The organism is Lacrimispora sp. 210928-DFI.3.58, assembly GCF_020554865.1.
In the GTDB taxonomy this organism is placed as follows: Bacteria; Bacillota; Clostridia; order Lachnospirales; family Lachnospiraceae; genus Enterocloster.
The window spans coordinates 63,815-82,011 of the sequence record NZ_JAJCIC010000018.1 but is presented as its reverse complement, the minus strand read 5'-3'; the positions used below and the strand labels follow the sequence as shown (position 1 = coordinate 82,011).

16 protein-coding genes and 1 tRNA gene are annotated in these 18,197 nt (G+C 52.2%); 1 reads left to right on the top strand and 16 read right to left on the bottom strand.

The genetic code is table 11. The annotated features are described in order from the left end of the window. Positions 1-24 precede the first annotated feature (24 nt). The 4 genes from LIZ87_RS12430 to LIZ87_RS12415 form a co-directional block, all read right to left on the bottom strand. On the bottom strand, positions 25-270 hold the full coding sequence (locus tag LIZ87_RS12430) for an HPr family phosphocarrier protein (protein WP_178314760.1): 246 nt from the start codon (positions 268-270) through the stop codon (positions 25-27). Positions 271-575: 305 nt separating this feature from the next. After that, a complete protein-coding gene (locus LIZ87_RS12425; protein ID WP_178316380.1) occupies positions 576-1,814 on the bottom strand; it encodes a 6-phosphofructokinase in 1,239 nt (412 codons plus the stop codon). A 47-nt stretch (positions 1,815-1,861) separates the two neighbouring features. Further along, a complete protein-coding gene (locus tag LIZ87_RS12420; RefSeq protein ID WP_178316379.1) occupies positions 1,862-2,257 on the bottom strand; it encodes a PH domain-containing protein in 396 nt (131 codons plus the stop codon). A 262-nt stretch (positions 2,258-2,519) separates the two neighbouring features. Continuing rightward, positions 2,520-2,939, bottom strand: coding sequence for a hypothetical protein (locus tag LIZ87_RS12415; RefSeq protein WP_227147441.1), 420 nt, complete (start codon positions 2,937-2,939; stop codon positions 2,520-2,522). Positions 2,940-3,156: 217 nt separating this feature from the next. Here LIZ87_RS12415 and LIZ87_RS12410 point away from each other — a divergent pair, with 217 nt between their 5' ends. After that, the gene (locus LIZ87_RS12410) at positions 3,157-3,579 is read left to right on the top strand and encodes a bacteriohemerythrin (RefSeq protein WP_178316305.1); all 423 of its coding nucleotides are present in this window, start codon (positions 3,157-3,159) and stop codon (positions 3,577-3,579) included. Positions 3,580-3,700: 121 nt separating this feature from the next. Here the strand turns inward: LIZ87_RS12410 and LIZ87_RS12405 are convergent, their stop codons facing one another. The 12 genes from LIZ87_RS12405 to mgtE form a co-directional block, all read right to left on the bottom strand. After that, on the bottom strand, positions 3,701-4,852 hold the full coding sequence (locus tag LIZ87_RS12405; RefSeq protein ID WP_227147439.1) for a DUF4317 domain-containing protein: 1,152 nt from the start codon (positions 4,850-4,852) through the stop codon (positions 3,701-3,703). Positions 4,853-4,908: 56 nt separating this feature from the next. Further along, positions 4,909-5,544 (bottom strand): GNAT family N-acetyltransferase, encoded by a 636-nt coding sequence (locus tag LIZ87_RS12400; RefSeq protein WP_178315497.1) that lies wholly within the window; start codon positions 5,542-5,544, stop codon positions 4,909-4,911. A gap of 38 nt (positions 5,545-5,582) precedes the next feature. Continuing rightward, a complete protein-coding gene (locus LIZ87_RS12395) occupies positions 5,583-7,670 on the bottom strand; it encodes a M28 family peptidase (protein WP_442912188.1) in 2,088 nt (695 codons plus the stop codon). 289 nt (positions 7,671-7,959) lie between these two features. Then, a tRNA-Trp gene (locus tag LIZ87_RS12390) sits at positions 7,960-8,030 on the bottom strand. Positions 8,031-8,258: 228 nt separating this feature from the next. Next, positions 8,259-9,653, bottom strand: a complete 1,395-nt coding sequence (radA, locus tag LIZ87_RS12385) for a DNA repair protein RadA (RefSeq protein ID WP_227147433.1) — start codon at positions 9,651-9,653, stop codon at positions 8,259-8,261. Positions 9,654-9,946: 293 nt separating this feature from the next. Then, positions 9,947-10,363: an endosialidase gene (locus tag LIZ87_RS12380; protein ID WP_227147430.1), complete on the bottom strand. Its 417-nt coding sequence runs from the start codon at positions 10,361-10,363 to the stop codon at positions 9,947-9,949. A gap of 146 nt (positions 10,364-10,509) precedes the next feature. Then, entirely contained in the window at positions 10,510-13,005 is a 2,496-nt protein-coding gene (locus tag LIZ87_RS12375; RefSeq protein ID WP_227147428.1) for an ATP-dependent Clp protease ATP-binding subunit, read from the bottom strand. Between the two features lie 65 nt (positions 13,006-13,070). Continuing rightward, positions 13,071-14,120, bottom strand: a complete 1,050-nt coding sequence (locus tag LIZ87_RS12370; protein WP_178313175.1) for an ATP--guanido phosphotransferase — start codon at positions 14,118-14,120, stop codon at positions 13,071-13,073. Beyond that, positions 14,113-14,775, bottom strand: a complete 663-nt coding sequence (locus tag LIZ87_RS12365; protein ID WP_227147396.1) for a UvrB/UvrC motif-containing protein — start codon at positions 14,773-14,775, stop codon at positions 14,113-14,115. Before LIZ87_RS12365 ends, LIZ87_RS12370 begins: the two co-directional genes overlap by 8 nt. A 19-nt stretch (positions 14,776-14,794) precedes the next feature. Continuing rightward, entirely contained in the window at positions 14,795-15,202 is a 408-nt protein-coding gene (locus LIZ87_RS12360; protein ID WP_227147393.1) for a GntR family transcriptional regulator, read from the bottom strand. 382 nt (positions 15,203-15,584) lie between these two features. Next, positions 15,585-16,724, bottom strand: a complete 1,140-nt coding sequence (gene mobB / locus LIZ87_RS12355) for a molybdopterin-guanine dinucleotide biosynthesis protein B (RefSeq protein WP_227147391.1) — start codon at positions 16,722-16,724, stop codon at positions 15,585-15,587. A gap of 57 nt (positions 16,725-16,781) precedes the next feature. Beyond that, positions 16,782-18,131, bottom strand: a complete 1,350-nt coding sequence (mgtE, locus tag LIZ87_RS12350; protein WP_227147467.1) for a magnesium transporter — start codon at positions 18,129-18,131, stop codon at positions 16,782-16,784. Positions 18,132-18,197 lie beyond the last annotated feature (66 nt).

The window sequence follows — 18,197 nt, the reverse complement described above, 5'->3', positions numbered from 1 at the left end:
ATCCGGCTTTAAAATCTCCTGCACTTAGGCTGCTACGGTTGCTGCCTCCGGTGTGATGGTATCCAGATACTCCTCAAATGCCTCATCCTCTCCGCTGTACTGCACGGTCAGCACACGTGTAAGATCCAGGCTCAGTACGCCGAGAATGGACTTTGCATCGATTGTCACCCTGTTGTAAAATACGTCAATATCAAAGTCACATCTGGCAGCCTTTTCCACGAACTTCTTTGCCTCGTCAATGGTTGGCAACATAATTTTCTTTTCTTTCATTTTCAAGACTCCTTTTTATTGGAGATCCCCATTTATGGGAACCTGCGTTTGATGATATGTTTGTTTGTTGGAATATTTATAGCACTATTATATGACATTGTCAAATTTTCTTTCATCCCCCGGTTCCGTCCAAAATACTCATTTCCTATGTGAAATGTGCACGGTTCCGTTGTCCCTTTTGCTGCTTTTTTATCAAAAAATCAAAAAGCGGTTCCGATTTTTTACAGGAACCGCTTTCAATCTTTTTGTTTTACCCTCGATTATTTATCGAATTTTTATCCTTTTCACAGAAATTTCAGCCTGGTTCAGCGCTTTAAGACAAGATGCTGCGGAAGTCCGTTTACCATAAATGGCTGATAGTCTCCCTGGATCAGAGGCTCTACGTAGTTTACAAATTCCTCGGTCACGTAGCTGCCGTCCTTTGTTACCCAATTCCTTGGAACCAGCTTTTCATTGTTGGCGATCTTGTGCACATCGTAAATGCCGGCTGCGCTCATGTATGGGTCATCTGATACGCGGTCGATCACCACCATCTTGCCTGTGTCTCCCTCGTCCGCTGCCTTCACTGCTGCACCGCCTACCATGAAGGCCTCGTTGATATCCACTCTGGATGCCATGTGGGATGCGCTCCTCTGGAGAGTGGAGAGCTCCACTGCCCTTGTCTTGCAGCCAGTCTTCTCAGCCAGGAAGGAGGCCAGATAAGCGGCTGTGCCTGCCAGCTGCTTGTGCCCAAAGGCGTCCACATAGTCACTTCCCCCTGCCAGCTGGCACACGTAGCGTCCGTCTGCCACTTTAATACCCTCTGATACGGCGATCACGATGGATGGCTTTTTCTTTAACAGGTCCGTACATTTTTTCAGGAACTTCTCTGTGTCAAAGGCCACCTCCGGCAGATAGATCAGGTCCGGTCCGCAGCAGTCCTCTGTCTTTGCCAGGGCGGTTGCTCCTGTGAGCCATCCTGCATTCCGTCCCATGATCTCCATGATAGTGATCATATTCCTCTTGTAGGATAAGCCCATGGCATCGCGGATGACCTCCTTTGTGGATGCTGCAATGTATTTGGCAGCACTTCCGAAGCCTGGGGTGTGGTCTGTCAGAGCCAGATCGTTGTCAATGGTCTTCGGCACGCCTAAGAATTTCTGGTTGTGCCCCTTGACAATGGCATAATCGGACAGCTTCTTGATGGTATCCATGGAGTCGTTGCCTCCTATGTAGATGAACACCTCAATATCCAGCTTATCTAAGATGGAGAATATCTTCTCATAGATCTCCGGGTTCTCATGTATATCCGGCAGCTTATAGCGGCAGGAGCCCAAAAATGCGGAAGGCGTCCTCTTTAACAGCTCAATATCCATATCAGAATGGATCTGGGTAGAAAGATCCACATACATCTCATCTAAAAATCCCTCGATGCCGTGAAGCATTCCATATACCTTGTGGAAGCCCCTCTCCTTTGCTGTCTTGTAAACCCCTGCCAGGCTGGAATTGATAACTGCTGTCGGCCCTCCTGACTGACCTACGATGATATTGCGTTTCTTTGCCATATGACTACCCCTTTCTCAGTATCTTTTCATTCTTATATCTTGATGCCTTACGGCTCATCAAATTCATCCTCTTCATCGTGGCCCTCACAGCCGCCGATAAATTCTCTGGAGGAGACACGCTTGTTGTCACGCTCCTTTTCCACCAGCTCAGAGAGCTGCTCCTTGACCTCCTCACAGCCCTTGATATTCTGGATATCAAAACACTTCATGGTCTTGTCGCTGCTGTCCACATGGATGGTGCCCGTCCCGGTGATCCTCTGCCAGAAGGACCTGCGCAGAGATACATCCAGTATGCGGTACAGCCTTACCTCGTCCTCATGGATGCTCAGCATTCCCGTTTTTATAAAAAGGCGGTTCTCTGTAAGCCCATATACGGTAAAGGACCACGGAAGCCCCAGCCAATTGCGCTTCCGGTCCGTCCAAAGCAAATCTTCCCGCTTCATATGACCTCCTCCTGTTCTCCCTATTGCTTTTACCATTGTACTATAAATTCATGCAAATTACCACAAAAATCTTGCAAATTATATCAATTTTCTGCGTTTTTCCCCGTGTTCCTGAAGAGAGCCGAAGCTTCTATTGGCAATATTCACTCAAAAATATCCCCGGAAATCAAAAAGAGCCCGATTCATCGGACTCTCACTCAGCTTTCCATCTGAAAGCTGCAGCTCTATATCAGAAATTTCGCTTGCCCCCTGCGTCCCCCTGTTACTCCTCTTCCGCCTGCTTTTCTACCCAGGCAAAACCTCCTGCCGTTTTCTGTGCACCGCTTAAAGCACAGGAAAGGCTTCTGCGGCTGATCCTAAGTACCCGGCTTGCGTGAGCAATGGAAAGATATTCTCCTACCACCTGACCATCCAGGGTCATCTGCACCAGAGGGCGCTTCTCATGGTTGCCGATCCTGCTGGTAAGATCCACTTCAATAGGAGTTTTCTCTGACTCTTCCAGGACCACCCTCCACAGGAAACCTCCGCCTGTCTTTCTCTCACCGTGGGCGGCTCTGGCAATGGAACCAATGGAAACTCCGGTAGCTGCAGATGCCTCTCTGGAGCTTTTGTAATCTGCAATATACACGCCATCCTTTGTATACTGGCGGTATACGTGCCCTGCTTTAATCGTCCGACTCATTCGTCCTATCCTCCCATCAAGTTGTTATCATTCACGCGCAACATAGTCATTATATCAACTATTGACACTTTTGTCCAGACAACTTGAAATATGTATAGAACGCCCATGTTTGTGTGCATGTTATCTGGTTTTTCCATAACTGTTGCAAATACCATAGAAAAAAATTCCATTCTGTGGTAACATTATCTATATCAAACACAAGCAGGAGGTATTCACCATGTACGCAGAATTTACGGATGATCTAGTTACGGGAAATGAGCTCATTGATTCCCAGCATAAGGAACTGATCGGAAAGATCAATGATCTGTTAGCAAGCTGCGAGGAGCGCTCCAATTTAAGCGGAGCTGCCAAAATGTTAAATTACCTGGCAGATTACACAGATTTTCATTTTAATGCAGAGGAAGCTCTCCAGAAGGAGATCGGTTATCCGGGCTTAAAGGAGCATCTTGCAAAGCACCAGGAGCTTCGCGATACTGTCCAGCAGCTCCACGACATGCTGACAGAGGAGGAAGGACCCTCAGAGGCCTTTGTTCAGAAGGTCAATGATAAAGTAAGGGACTGGCTCTACTATCATATTCAGACCTTTGACCGCTCTGTTGCAGAATACAAGCATATGCGCGGCAATGCAAACCTCATCTGATATGGAAGCCGGTTTCTTCCTGTCAACGTCCGGATATGACTTCACCGGCGGAACAGCCTTTGTCTGTCCCGCCGGTGTTTTTTCTTCCAAAGCCCTGCCTCGATATACCGGCTTTGCTTCTTTACGCTTCTTCTGTCTTCGGCGCAGCCACCGGCCGCACGGTGATGCCGTTGATCTCCACATGCTCATTGATGGCAATGACAATGCAGGGACGTCCGTCCACCAGCCTGTTTTCCACTAAGTAAGCCTTGTCAGGGGCTACCTTGATACTCACATCCGGCGTCTTGATCTCCATGCTCCTTGTATTCACCACATTGGCGGCCACAAAGCTGGTCTCTGCCTCGTCTCCGGCCTCAGCATAGCGCTGCTCCAATTCCTCCAGCTTTTCAGGAGCAGCCCCATTATTTTCCAAAAGACGCTTTACCTGGTACTTATCCAGTGTCAAAGGTACCGGCTCGTCCTTTGTCTCCTCCAGAAGCTCGTTTAAATTCTCATGGATATTTTTCACTGTCTCAAAATCACAGTTTTCCCCCAGGGTTTCCTCCACAATGGCCTGGAAGGTCTCCTTCTGGTTTTTCGCCGACATAGGGATCACACAGCCCAGCAGCTCGTCAATCAGTGTCTCCGGCAGCTCCTCCGGGTTCTTTGCATAGTAGAGAAGGCTGTGGATATCGGTATTCCTGTCATTAAAGGCAGGGAACAAAAAGCCCTGCTGCGGCGCTTCCACCAGCCAGTCCCTGGTGCGGTTCTCAATGGCGTTTGTGACGGAGTTGTAGCAGAGTCCGGCCTTTGAGAGCTTTACAGGGCATATGGTGCACTGGATGAACTCATATACGTAGTCTGAGGCGTCAAACATTTCTGAACCGTCTGTGGCCTTTGCAGGGATATCGTAGGCGCAGTGGATCAAGATAATGTAATAATTCTCCCCGTAATCATAATTTGCGATCACCTTGTCATAAAACGCCTCCAGCAGCTCATCATCCGTCAGCCTGCTGTCCCTGAGCTTTAGAAGGAACTCCTGGGTGCCCCCCTCTGCCTCTGTATGTAAAGGAAATTCCATATTGATCAGATTCTTTCCCACGGTTCCTGACAGCCCGTTTCTGAAAATAGTGAAATATTTGAAGGCCTCCTCCTCCGGAAGGGACAGGAATGCTTCCTTAAGCTCTGTTCTCTTATTCTTCTCCGAGTCCACATAGCAGCCGCAGATACGGCTGATGGCGCAGTTTGCCGGGGTAAACAGCTTTTTGATCTCGTTACATTCTTTTTTATTCATGCTCTGCTCTCCTCTTTTCCTATAAAGCGCCTGCCGCCGATAGACGGCATGAAGGTTTACTGCACTTCCCGTATCAGGCAGTATTGCTCAAGAGGGAAGCCTTTTTTCATTATTCCATACACCTTGAAGCCGAAATGACGGTAAAAATCAAGGTTCTTCTCATTATGGGTCTCCAGGGAGATCATCATCCTGTTGCGGCTGGCATATCCGATCGTCTCATTCATAAGCTCTGCCGCGATCCCGTGGTGCTGCATCTCAGGGTCCACTGCCAGGTAGATGATATGCAGCCTTTTGTTTTGGTGGAGCTGGGCTGTCCACCGGGAATTTAAGTAGTCCTCGCCCTTTAAAAAATTAGAAAAGGTCCTAAGGGACGGATCCTCCTTGATCAGATAGGTGTCTGTCTGCAGAGCAGCCTTTGCCTCGGAAAAATAGAACCGGAACATATTGTAGGGCTCCGCCTCATCAGAGACCACCAGGATACCGTTTAAGTCCTCACTGTCAGAAAAGATCTCACAGGTCTCGTAGAATTCATCCATATCGCAGTGGAACAGCTCCGGCATCAGACGTTTTCTCACCTCTTCGTCCGGTATCAGAGTCTCATAGAGAGGATCGTGCTCAAAGCATTTGTACAGCAGCTTTTCCAGCTTCGGCAGATCCGTTTTCTGCACGCGGTATAATTTATCACTTTCCATGGTTACAAACATTTCCTCCAGATTCGTAATCGGTACTCTCAGAAGCTTTTCTTTACCGTCCGGCAGAGCTCCTCCACTGCGCACAGGGCCTGCTTCCTCTCTTCCCCACAGACCTTCTCCAGATAGACGGCTTCCTCCCGGTACTCCTTCTCTCCCTTTTCCTGCTTCTTTAAAAGGCTTCTCACCAGCTCGTACAGGTCTGCATGCTCCATGAGCCTCCCGTAGCCCCATTTCAGCCTCTCTTTTGGCTGTCTCAGCACATAGTCTGTAAAATGGCGGTACACTTCGGGGCCAAACATAAAGGCATAGGCATTGTTATCCACCTGGTAAAGCTTTTTTAAGGCCTGTGAAAGCCTGCCCTCCTTCAGATCCATTGCAGCTCCTGTGAGGAGGCTGAGCTTTTGGATCAAAAGCTCATGGGGATAGAGCACATTTCCATACCAGTCAATGCGCACAAAAGCATCCTGCTCTGCCTTAAACTTCCGAAGGCAGTCTGCCTCAAGCTCCCTTAAGGAGGAAAACAGCTCCTCTGCCTCCTCACAGCGGCCCTCTGATAAAAGCCTGTCATAACGGCTGTTCTGCTCCTTCAGCCTTAGGTAGGCCTGCTCCTCCCGTTCCCGGGCCAAAAGGAGCTGCTCCTTTAAATTCCGAAGAGCTGCCTCAAGCCCCTGAGCTTCCTCTGTCTCTGCACCTCCCAGACCTTTCTCTGGAGCTGTCTTCCCCTCCCGGGACGCTGTGAGTCGGATGCCTTCCTCTGCCATCTCCGCCGCCCTGTGCATCACCGGGCCAAAGCTTAAGGGAACCACTGCTGTCCTGTCCAGGGCTTCGATCAGCAGGGCAAACATTTCGTGATGGAGTTTGTATACCTTCTCATCGTAGTAATCGTCATTGTCAAACTGGGAGTGGTAATGGGTCTCCATAAAGCTTCCGCCCGTAAAATCATTCACCATAGAGGGGATCCCGGCAATGGCCATGGAAAAATCATCGGACCAGGTCTCAATGGGAGCCACCACCTGGGCCTCCTCAGGATAAGCGTGGGTCAGGTCGGGAAGCCCGGAAAGGAACTCCTCCAGAAACCTTGTATATTCATAGCAGCTGCGTATCCTTGCCCTTGTCCCATGGGCCAGAGCCGGAAGCTCAAAGTTCAGGTCTGCGATCACCTTCCCTGCCCATTCCGGATGCGCGGTAAACACCTGCTCATAGGCCCCTGCCGACCAGTCGAACCAGGAATCCGCCACGCCCCACTCCTCTGCCGCCATGGCACAGAACATAATGGTGTTATTTGGCTGAAAACCGCTGTCGATCAGCGCCTTTGCAATGCCGAGCATCATGGACACCGCCGTATTGTCATCCTGAAAGCCGCTGAAATAGGAGTCGTAGTGGGCTGACAGGAGCACGATCCTGTCAGGATGCCTTCCGGGGATGCAGCCTCTTACGTTGTAGGTGGTGCAGTTCCTCGTGACGCGGGTGTCCGCATCCAGCCGTACCCTGATCTCCTCCTGTTCTTCCAAAAGCGCCTTCAGCTCAGCCGCATCTTTTCTGGATATGGAAAATGCCGGCGCGTCCTCCGGGCCTGCAATGTCCTGGGCATTCAGGGCCTCATCCCCGATCTCCCCATAGCCTCCGCACTGGACCGCGATCAGAGCCTTTGCTCCCTTTAAATGTGCCTGATAGACCGGATAATTGATCCACCACTCATCCCTCTGGTTGATATCCACCAGCACCAGCTTTCCGGACACATCCTTTCCCTCATAATCTTGTTCCGTACCTTTTCCCAGGTACATAAGGGAGCATTCCTCCTGCCCGTCTGTCACCAGGGTCGTCTGATAAGCCCCCAGCTGCACCTGCTTCTCCATGCCGTCCTTTGACACAAAGGTGAGAACTGCCTTCTTAAATTCCCAGCCGTCCACTGTCACCCTGTCCTTTTCCACCTGGGATAGGCCGATCCTCACCATCTCCTTCCGGAGCATTTCTCCCGTTTTGTATTCTGCCTCCGATCCCGCTGTCCGATAGCCCAGTACCTGGTTTGACTTATAGGTTTCCATCCGCTTTGCCAGCTGGTAAGAATAACCTGTATCGATCTTCTCTAAAATCGTTTCCCGTATACTCAATGGACCTGCCTCCATATCTCTATATTCGTAACAGTTCAGACGGGTATCTTCTTGCCCGGCTAGACCGGACAAAAAGCATCGGATGTCCATCCGATGTGGAAATCTGAACTGTTACCTATATTCCGAATGATAACAGACCTATTATACAACCGACGACCTCACAAATCAATGTCCAACTTCTGCTCCGGCTGCTGCCGGAAATTGTAAAAATAAGGAAAGTGCGGAAAAATAAAAAAGCCAGATCACCTTGTACACTCAAGGAAATCTGACCTCACTGGGTTGGGCTATTCTTTTAAATAGTCAGCAGGGGATGAGGGGCTCGAACCCCCATCTACGGTTTTGGAGACCGCTGCTCTACCATTGAACTAATCCCCTGTATCGGAAGCATTTCCGAACCTTTGTTATAATAGCATATGATTTGAAATGTGTCAACAATTTTTTTTCATATTTTCCGTAACCGTTCAGAGCAGCATCAATGATTGTCTGAGCGCAGCGAGTTGCTTTGATGCTGCTCTGGCTTTTCGGAAAAATCAGGTGGCTTAGTGCTTCTTATGTCCGAAACCGGAGCGCCAGCCGCCCTCCCGGCGGCCGTCTGAACGGTTACTATAATAGCCCAATGGCCTCCCTCACATTTGACACCCCGATCAGGCGTATACCCTCCACCGGCTTCAGCTTGCCCAAGCACACCTTCGGAAGAACGCAGGAGGTGAAGCCCATTTTCAAAGCCTCGTTTACCCGCTGGGCTGCCTGGGATACGGCACGGACCTCGCCGGACAGGCCCACCTCGCCGAATATCAGCATGCCCGGATCCACCGGGCGGTCCTTGTAGCTGGACATGAGGGCCATGACGATGGCCAGGTCCAGTGCAGGCTCATTCATGCGCATTCCCCCTGCAATGTTCACATAGGCGTCAAAGCGGGACAGCTGGTAGCGGCAGCGTTTTTCCAGCACTGCCATGAGGAGGTTCACGCGGTTGTAGTCTGTTCCCGCAGCAGTCCGCCTGGGCATACCGAAGTTGGTCTCTGCCACCAGGGCCTGGACCTCCAGCAGGATGGGCCTGGTGCCCTCCATGGAGCAGGATACCACTGCCCCTGATGCCTCCTCCGGGCGGCCATCCAGCATGTATTCCGAGGGGTTTTCCACCTCCACAAGGCCCTCCTCCTCCATCTCAAAGACTCCGATCTCATTGGTGGAGCCAAAACGGTTCTTGACGCTGCGCAGGATGCGGTAGGAGGCATTCCGGTCTCCCTCAAAGTAGAGGACTGTATCAACCATATGCTCCAATACCCTGGGGCCTGCCACTACGCCTTCCTTTGTGACGTGTCCCACAATGAAGATGGTGATCCCGCGGCTTTTGGCGATCTGCATCAGGATCCCTGTGGACTCCCTCACCTGGCTGACGCTTCCGGGGGCCGAGGAGATATCCTCCCGGTACATGGTCTGGATGGAGTCAATGACAGCCACCTTTGGCTGCTCTGCCTCAATGGCCTGCTCGATCTGCTCTAAGTTGGTCTCACACAGGAATTTCAGGTCGCCCTCCACAGGGCCGATGCGGTTTGCCCGCATTTTGATCTGCTTTAGGGACTCCTCTCCTGAAATGTAGAGCACTTTCAGGCCGGAGCCTGCCAGATTACGGCACACCTGGAGAAGGATGGTGGATTTTCCGATGCCGGGATCTCCTCCCACCAGCACCAGGGAGCCTGCCACGATCCCGTCTCCCAGCACCCGGTTCAGCTCCCCAAAGCCGGTGTCGATCCTGTCCTCCTCCTCCAGGCTGATCTCAGACAGAAGGGATGGGCGGATCCGTGTCCCGGCAGCCCCGCTGCCGGAAATACCGGTGCGTCCCAGGGATGGGACAGCGCCAGCAGCTGTTTTCTTTGCCACCGGCTCCTCCACCATGGAATTCCAGGCCCGGCAGGCCGGACACTGGCCCATCCATTTTGCGGATTCATAGCCGCATTCCTTACAAAAAAAGGCAGTTGATCTTGCTTTTGCCATAGGTTTCTCCTTTATAAAAAGAATCCTGCTCCGCGGGATTCTCCGCCTGCGGCGGGCCGCGTAAGCGACGTCTTCCGTTCCGCCGCCGCGCGTGCTCTGCTTTTTAGAGCACATTTTCCTTCGCGCGGCGTGTGCATCTTGCATGTCGGGCTTTTTGTATCATAGGAAGCTCCAGAAGAGTTTCCTATGATATAAGAAAAGCGGCCCGGCACAGTGCTCAATCGCGATTGGCCTGTGCGAGTGCCGCCTGTAGTTCGTGTTCTGTGTATCCCGATGCTGTTTCGCTGTGGGAGCTATGCTCTCTTCATGGCGCTGACTTTCACAGCAACGCCTTCCTCCAGCTCCACGCTGACGCTCAGCTTTCCGCTCATATTGGTGGTCATGCTGCCAACTGCTGTGCCGTCAACGAACACCTCATACTCCGTGTCATCTTCCAGCTGTACGGTGATCTGGGCATCCTTGCTTCCCTCCACGGTAAATTCAACACCTTCATCTGTCACCCTAAAATGCTCTGCTGCTGTTCCCGGAACGGACTCATAAACAAACATGTCATTGCGCTCCAGCTTCGTGATCTCATTGTAGGTCTTGACCTTATAAAGGTCTCCCTGATATTCAAAATCGGACTTCTTTGCCTTCTGCCCTAACCTGTAATTGCCAAAACTAATGGTGCCATCCTGCTCTGTGCAGATCAATTCTTCAATGACCGGCATTTTCTTATCCTCCTGCTATCTGTTAAAGTGAGTTCGTAACTGTTCCGTACCCTCACAGTTACGTGAGTTCTTTCGTAAGCTCAGTCCTATACCTGAACTGTTACTAAAATTATACAACAATCCCCTAAAAATGACCAGTTAAATTATTATGAAGTCACTGCCTTCTCTTCTGCCTTCTTCCTCCGGCTGGCCGTGCGCTTCTGCTTCACGGAAAATGTCAGCTTACCATCCCTGCAGCCCACTTCCACATGGGAGCCTGCCTTGATCCGGCCCTCCAGCATTTCCTCTGCCATCTTATCCTCCAGCAGGCTCTGAATGGTCCTGCGCAGAGGGCGGGCTCCGTACTTGTCATCATAGCCCTTGTCAATGAGGAAGTCCCTGGCAGCCTCGTCCACAGCCAGCTGGATGCCCAGCTGCTCCCTGCTCCTCTTTCCGATACCCTTCAGCATGATCTCGGCAATGCCCTTCATGTGCTCCCTGGTGAGCTGGTGGAACACAATGATCTCGTCGATCCTGTTTAAGAACTCCGGCTTGAACAGGCGCTTCACCTCATCCATGACACGGTCCTTCATGAAGGTATAGTCTGCCTTTGCATCGCTCGCCACTCCAAAGCCAAGGCGTTTCGGGGAAATGATGTTTTCCGCACCTGCGTTGGAGGTCATGATGATAATGGTGTTCTTAAAATCAATCTTGCGCCCCTGGGCATCTGTGATGTGACCGTCATCCAGAACCTGGAGCAGGATGTTGAATACATCCGGGTGGGCCTTTTCGATCTCATCAAACAGGATCACGGAATAGGGATTGCGGCGCACCTTCTCGCTGAGCTGGCCGCCCTCGTCATAGCCCACATAGCCTGGCGGGGATCCGATCATTTTTGATACGCTGTGTTTCTCCATGTACTCAGACATATCCACGCGGATCAGGGCATTTTCCGTGCCGAACATTGCCTCAGAGAGAGCTTTGGAAAGCTCTGTCTTGCCCACGCCTGTAGGACCTAAGAACAGGAAAGAGCCAATGGGGCGTCTGGGGTCCTTTAAGCCCACACGGCCGCGGCGGATGGCCTTTGATATGGCCGTCACGGCCTCCTCCTGACCCACCACGCGCTCGTGAAGAATGGCCTCTAAGTTCTTTAACCGCTCCGATTCCTCCTCTGCCAGCTTGCGCACCGGGATCTTTGTCCAGCCGGAGACCACGTCTGCGATCTCATTCTCGCTGACAATGAGCTTCTTCGTCTCCTTTTCCTTCTCCCATTTCTCCAGGGTCTTCGCAATCTTTCCCCGAAGGGCCTCCTGCTTTTTCTTGATCTCCCCGGCTTTTTCGTAGGCCTCCTTCTTGATGGCCTCCTCCTTATCCTCCTCCAGGGCATCGATCTCAGCCTCATATTCCTTGATCTTAACAGGCTTTGTGTAGTTCATAAGACGCACTCTGGAGGCTGCCTCGTCAATCAGGTCAATGGCCTTATCCGGCAGGAAACGGTCATTAATGTAGCGGCTGGAGAGCTTTACAGCGGCATCCAGGGCAGGATCCGTGATCTCCACCCGGTGATGCTCCTCATAACGGCTCCTCAGGCCCTTTAAGATGGCAATGGATTCCTCCTCTGTGGGCTCATCCACGGTAACCGGCTGGAAACGGCGCTCTAAGGCAGAGTCCTTTTCAATATATTTCCTGTATTCATTGATGGTGGTGGCGCCGATCAGCTGGATCTCCCCCCTTGCAAGGGATGGCTTTAAAATGTTGGAGGCGTCCAATGCGCCCTCCGCACCTCCGGCTCCGATGATGGTGTGTATCTCATCAATAAACAGCAGTACGTCTCCTGCCCCCGTCACCTCAGCGATGACATTTTTGATGCGCTCCTCAAATTCACCCCGGTATTTGGAGCCGGCCACCATGCCGGACAGATCCAGTGTCATCACCCGCTTTCCGGAAATGGTCTCCGGCACATCCCCGGAGGCTACCATCTGGGCAAGGCCCTCCACCACGGCGGTCTTTCCAACGCCGGGCTCGCCGATCAGGCAGGGATTGTTCTTGGTGCGGCGGCTTAAGATCTGGATCACGCGCTGGATCTCCTGTTCCCTGCCGATCACAGGATCAAGCTTGCCCTCTGCTGCCAGCTGGGTCAGGTTCCTGCTGTAGCTGTCCAGAGTGGGAGTGGCATTGCCCTTTTTCCCCCCCTTTGTGTTCTGGACCTCGTCCCTGGATACCGGGGCATCCTCTCCCATAGCTGCCAGAAGATCAATGTAGAGCTTCTGGATGCTGACGCCGATGGTGTTGAGCAGGCGGCTGGCAACGCAGTCCCCCTCCCTCAAAATGGCGATCAGGATATGCTCTGTTCCGATCTGGGCTGCCTTGAAGCGCACAGCCTCCCGGTAGCTGTTTTCTATTACCCGGCGGGCTCTTGGGGTGTAAGCTGTCTGGTCTGCTGTCTGGATGGCGGGATTGGGAGCGATCAGCTGCCTTACCAGATCGATCACCCGGTCCTCCTCCACACCGTTATCCTCCAGCACCTTCGCTGCCACGCCTGTGCCCTCTTTCAAAAGCCCGATCAGCAAATGCTCTGTGCCCACATAACCATGGTCCAAAGTCTCGGCTACCTCGACTGCCAGGCTTAAGGCTTCCTGGGCCTGTGGTGTATAACGTTCCATTGATATATTTCCTCCTTATTGAGCGCCCGTCTTTCAGACGCTTATATGCGGTGTATGCGCCGCACTCACTGTTCTTTCTTCTTCGCGATCTCCGGCAGGTTCTGCCTGATATAAGCCGCCCTGACGGGGTCGATCTCCTCTTTGTCCAGCGGGCGGCTGGCCCAGAGGTTTAAGTTGGCCGGCTGGATACCGACCATCAGGCTGTACAGGCTGTAGGGCCTGTCAAAGGAGATCAGCTTATCCTCCTCCCCTGCCATCAGCTGGGACAGGAAGATCCTGGCATCCTTCTCCGATATCTTCCTGGCGTATTTGAGCACGCCGTAGGACTTCCAGGTCTCATCCTCCCGCTCCAGGCGCTGGGTCCCCAGGGCTGCATTTCTCACACGCATCTCCTGGTTGTTGAGCTGGGAGGCAGCCTTTGTCACCATCTCCACGATCTCCTTCTCCGACTGTCCCAGTGTGCGCTGGTTGGAGAGCTCATAGAGGCTGCCGTGGTTGTCGCTGCCCTCTCCGTAGAGGCCTCTGATGGTGGTGCCGAAACGGCTCATATCCCCCACAATGCTCTGAAACTTTCTCACTTTTGAGAGTGTCGGCAGATGGAGCACCACACAGGCCCGAAGTCCCGTTCCTACATTGGTCGGAAACGAGGTCAGATAGCCGTACTTCTCATCAAAGGCATAGGAAAAACGCTCATTCACATAGTCGTCCGCTGCATCTGCCTTCTGCCACAGCTCATCTAACACCAAGCCCGGAGCCAGCATCTGTATACGGATGTGGTCATCCCCGCCTAATACCAGGCTGTTGCTCTCATCCTCTGAAAGATAGAGGGCTGCCGGCTCTGTGCGCTCCACTGCTGCCCGGTTGATGATCCGCCGCTCCCGCAGCGCCTGGCGCTCCAGCCCCTTCATGGTATCCAGCTGGAAGCACTGGTACTTGTGGCCATCCATCTGGCTGATATCCTTTAGGCCATCCTTTAAGCGGGTTACCATTTCCCCGCACTGGCTTCTTGTGAGCCTGGACGGAAATGCATATTCATCCCAGTTCCTGGCAAGGCGGATGCGACTGTAGATCACATTGGTGTGTCCCCGGTCCATTTTCTCAAACCATTTACTCATCTGCCTTTGCCTCCTCCTTTACACCTGCCTTCAGGGCCTTGATCTCATCCCTGCATCTGGCTGCCAGCTCGTAATCCTCCTGCTTTAAGGCCTCCTTCAGCTTAAGCTCCAATGCGCGTATCTGGCGGGAGGCGTCCGGGACCTCTGCCTGCTCAGAGCCGGGGGCCTTCTGTCCCTTCCGGCTGTCCGGAAGGCCTTCCTGCAGGGCTCCCTTTCCCTCCGCAGCGCCCGCCGGCCTGGCGGAGATGGAATCCGGGTGCTCCTTCTCAAATTTGCTCCTGTATCTGGGGCGTTTGCCCTTGTGGCTTTCGCTTCCCTGGAGCTGCTTGATCTTGTCATTGATAAACAGGTCAAATACACCATAGCAGTCCGGGCAGCCAAACCGGCTGTTCTCCACAAAATCATCAAAGCTGGTGCCGCAGGTGGGGCATACCACCCTGCCCCGCACATCGGTCTCCTCCTCGTCATCCTCCAGTCCCAAAAGGCCTGAGAGAAGCTTTCCCAGAGGGAACTCCCCGTCCAGCATAGCTGTGTACTGTCCAAAATCCATTTCCTTTGCACAGTGGGAGCAAAGGTTGTGCTCTGTCTTTATTCCGTTAATGATCTCTGTATATTTAATGTTGGCTTCACGAATCTTACATTTTTCACATAACATACGAATCCTCCTCCGGAGCCTATTCTTCGTCTTCTTCCTGTTCTGTATCCATGGATGCCCTGGTATATCTGTCATAGATCTCATCCACCAGCTGGTGCACCTCGCCGCGCGTGATATTCCTGCAGATACCGCAGGCCAAAAGCACGTCCAGGCTCTGCCGGATCTCGCTCATCGCCTGTATCTTGTCAATGTCCAGGCTGACGACCGCTCCCTTCCGGCGGTCAAGCTTCACAAACCCTTCCTGGCGCAGAACAGAATATGCCTTATTTACTGTATGCATGTTGATGCCGATATAATCAGCCATTTGGCGCACGGAAGGCAGTGTATCCCCTTCATGTATCATCTCAGTGGCAATACCCATAATGATCTGATTGCGAAGCTGTATATAGATTGCCTCATCACTGTTGAAATCAATCTTCAATACCATAAAACACACCATCTTTCGTTTTGTAGGTAAACGTTATATCTGTTCTACACGCAGTATAACATTTACTGTTATTACTATAGCAATTAGGCAAAGATCCGTCAAGTGGATTATTGCGGTAAATCCGGCATTTATGCTGGAAAAAAGCAACCGTTCAGTCGGCTGCCGGGAGGGCGGCCGGAGCGGCTTTGCAGGACATTAGAAGCACTTAGGCAGCTGGTTTTTCCGTTCAGAGCAGCATCAATGATTGTTTGAGCGCAGCGAGTTGCTTTGATGCTGCTCTGGCTTTTAGGAAAAATACCGACTGAACTGTTACGGAAAAAGGATACTGCCGGCTGGCTTTAAAAGCCGGCAGTATCCTTGAATGATGGCAGTCCATCGAAAATTATAGTTTTCCTCTGTCCATGCATGAAATCACAACCTCTAATATCTCATCCATATCCTCAAAGGAATATACCGGCGGCAGGCCCTCCTCTGTACCCTGCTCCAGCTCCCAGTCGGCCACATAGGCCAGCACCGTATCGCGGCGGCAGACCGGCTCCATGGCGGTTTCCCGGCGCAGGACCTCGATCTTTGGATAAGAGGAAGCCTTCTGCCCCTCTAAAAGGATCAGGTCTGCGTCGGGAAAGCAGGCAATAAAATCCTCTGCCTCCCACATTTTTTCCTCCGGCATCCTGTCCTTCACAAGGGAAAAACGGTTGCCGGAATAAACCACTGTCCCAACAGCCCCTGCCTGCTTCATGCGGAAGCTGTCTGTACCCGGAGTGTCCGGCACGAAATCATGGCCGTCGTGCTTAATGACCGCCGTGCGGACGCCTCTCTTTGTGAGCTCTCTCACCAGTCTTTCAAGGAGGGTGGTCTTTCCCGTGTTCTTCCTTCCGCTGACAGCCAGAACTGGGATCCTGACGCTTTCCAGACGGCTATATACCTCAGGACGGTTGACATTGGTAAACCAGCTGTCCGGGATATGGGTATCGGCTGTCTCCAGCTCCTTATATACTGTATGGGACAGGAAATGCATCATCCTGTAATCCTTTTCTTCAATCGCCTCCCTAAACGCCGGAAGGCAGGTGTTGGAATAATAGGCACAGACCGGATGGAGGCGGCCATCCCTGGTCTTCCAGATGACGGCATCGTACCGGCCATCCTCCGCCTCCCTCAGGAGGGCATCCGCCATCTCTCTGCGGAAAAAGGGCATATCACAGGACACCACAAGGATGCCGTCCAGACCTGTCTTAGTCAGACAGGAGAAAATACCTCCCATGGGCCCGATATACTGCCCATTCACATCCGTGATATCATCCTGTATCACCTGCCATACAGAACCGTTTTCTTCCTCTGCCATCCCGGCCTGCAGCTCATATTCTGCTGCGGAAAGGAAACAGGGAAGCCCCAGCTCCTCCAGCTGGCTTCCGATCAAAGCGCGAAAGGATCTCCCCCTGTATGTGAGTTCTCCCTTGTCCACAAAGCCCATACGCCTTCCCCTGCCTCCTGACAGGATCACACAGCCGCTCCTTTTGCCCATAAACGCATTTCCTTTCCCCTTGTTTTCATTTCCTATCTCTTCCCAGTGCTCCTGCCATCACAGCTGCAAGAGCTTGCAGGCCAGCTGGAAATAAATCACCAGACTCACGGCATCCACTATGGTGGTGATCAGCGGCGCTGCCATGATAGCCGGATCGAAATGGAGCACCTCAGCCAGGATAGGCAGGGTACAGCCGATGGTCTTCGCCACGATCACAGTGATCATCAGACTCAGCATAACCGTCAGACAGATCAAGGTGTGTCCCGGAAACTGGATCATCAGGCGGGCGAAATTCACAAGGCCCAGCAAAAGTCCTACGATCAGTCCCACCTGCATTTCCTTCCAAACGACTTTCAAAACGTCCTTTGGATCCACCTCGCCCACAGCCATGCCTCGGATGATCATGGTGCTGCTCTGGCTTCCGGCATTGCCTCCGGTGTCCGTCAGCATTGGGACAAAGGTCACAAGAAGAGGGATGACTGCAAAGGCCTGCTCATATTTTCCCAGAATGCCTCCTGTGATCATACTGCTCACCATCAGTACCAGCAGCCACGGCAGGCGGTTCTTTGCCAGCTCCAGCACGCTTGTCTTCAGGTAAGGCTTTTCGCTGGGAAGCATAGCGGCCATTTTTTCAAAGTCCTCTGTGGCCTCCTCTTCCATAACGTCCACCACGTCGTCTACTGTGACGATCCCCACCAGCTTATTCTCATGATCCACCACCGGAAGGCTTAACAGGTCGTACTTCTGGAAGCTGTCCGCTACCTCCTCCTGGTCATCTGTGGTAACAGCCTTGATAACATGGGTATCCATGATATTCTCGATGACCTCCTCATAGGGGTTCATCAGCAGGTCCTTTACCGTCACCACACCTTCAAGGGTTCTCCTGGCATCCATCACATAGCAGGTATAAATAGTCTCCTTATCCACACCGTGCTTGCGGATATAGGCAAAGGCCTGCTCCACGGTCATGGTCTTCCTAAGCCCTACATACTCCGCTGTCATAATGCTTCCTGCACTGTTTTCCGGATATTTTAAAAACTGGTTGATCAGCTGTCTGGTATCCGGGGTGGAATTTTTCAGTACCCTCTTTACGACATTGGCAGGCAGCTCCTCCAGCATGTCTACCGCGTCATCCACAAACAGGTCGTTGACAATGGCGCTCAGCTCATTGTCCGTAATGCTGTTGATGATGTGCTGCTGTGTCTCCACAGACAGGCAGGCAAATACATCAGAGGCCAGATCCTTCGGCAGCATGCGGTAGACCACCACCTTTTTCTCTGAATCCAGCTCCTCCATAAAGGAGGCGATGTCCATCTCGTTCATCTCAACCAGCATTTCCTTCAATGCCCGGAGCTTCTTTTCCTCCAAAAGCTCCACTAATACCTTTAACTCAAAATTCTCCTGCATCTTTTTCCTTTCATGAACGGTGTTATCCATGAAAGCAGACCAGATCCGGCAAATCACGTCACTGGC

What these genes read in the sequence shown, in the direction of transcription:
- LIZ87_RS12415 (WP_227147441.1), bottom strand. Translation starts at nt 2,939, where the DNA reads ATGAGTCGGACGATTAAAGCAGGGCACGTATACCGCCAGTATACAAAG.
- LIZ87_RS12380 (WP_227147430.1), bottom strand. Translation starts at nt 10,363, where the DNA reads ATGCCGGTCATTGAAGAATTGATCTGCACAGAGCAGGATGGCACCATT.
- mobB (WP_227147391.1), bottom strand. Translation starts at nt 16,724, where the DNA reads ATGGGCAAAAGGAGCGGCTGTGTGATCCTGTCAGGAGGCAGGGGAAGG.
- LIZ87_RS12395 (WP_442912188.1), bottom strand. Translation starts at nt 7,670, where the DNA reads ATGGAGGCAGGTCCATTGAGTATACGGGAAACGATTTTAGAGAAGATC.
- mgtE (WP_227147467.1), bottom strand. Translation starts at nt 18,131, where the DNA reads ATGCAGGAGAATTTTGAGTTAAAGGTATTAGTGGAGCTTTTGGAGGAA.
- LIZ87_RS12370 (WP_178313175.1), bottom strand. Translation starts at nt 14,120, where the DNA reads ATGAGTAAATGGTTTGAGAAAATGGACCGGGGACACACCAATGTGATC.
- radA (WP_227147433.1), bottom strand. Translation starts at nt 9,653, where the DNA reads ATGGCAAAAGCAAGATCAACTGCCTTTTTTTGTAAGGAATGCGGCTAT.
- LIZ87_RS12430 (WP_178314760.1), bottom strand. Translation starts at nt 270, where the DNA reads ATGAAAGAAAAGAAAATTATGTTGCCAACCATTGACGAGGCAAAGAAG.
- LIZ87_RS12375 (WP_227147428.1), bottom strand. Translation starts at nt 13,005, where the DNA reads ATGGAACGTTATACACCACAGGCCCAGGAAGCCTTAAGCCTGGCAGTC.
- LIZ87_RS12365 (WP_227147396.1), bottom strand. Translation starts at nt 14,775, where the DNA reads ATGTTATGTGAAAAATGTAAGATTCGTGAAGCCAACATTAAATATACA.
- LIZ87_RS12420 (WP_178316379.1), bottom strand. Translation starts at nt 2,257, where the DNA reads ATGAAGCGGGAAGATTTGCTTTGGACGGACCGGAAGCGCAATTGGCTG.
- LIZ87_RS12360 (WP_227147393.1), bottom strand. Translation starts at nt 15,202, where the DNA reads ATGGTATTGAAGATTGATTTCAACAGTGATGAGGCAATCTATATACAG.
- LIZ87_RS12400 (WP_178315497.1), bottom strand. Translation starts at nt 5,544, where the DNA reads ATGGAAAGTGATAAATTATACCGCGTGCAGAAAACGGATCTGCCGAAG.
- LIZ87_RS12410 (WP_178316305.1), top strand. Translation starts at nt 3,157, where the DNA reads ATGTACGCAGAATTTACGGATGATCTAGTTACGGGAAATGAGCTCATT.
- LIZ87_RS12405 (WP_227147439.1), bottom strand. Translation starts at nt 4,852, where the DNA reads ATGAATAAAAAAGAATGTAACGAGATCAAAAAGCTGTTTACCCCGGCA.
- LIZ87_RS12425 (WP_178316380.1), bottom strand. Translation starts at nt 1,814, where the DNA reads ATGGCAAAGAAACGCAATATCATCGTAGGTCAGTCAGGAGGGCCGACA.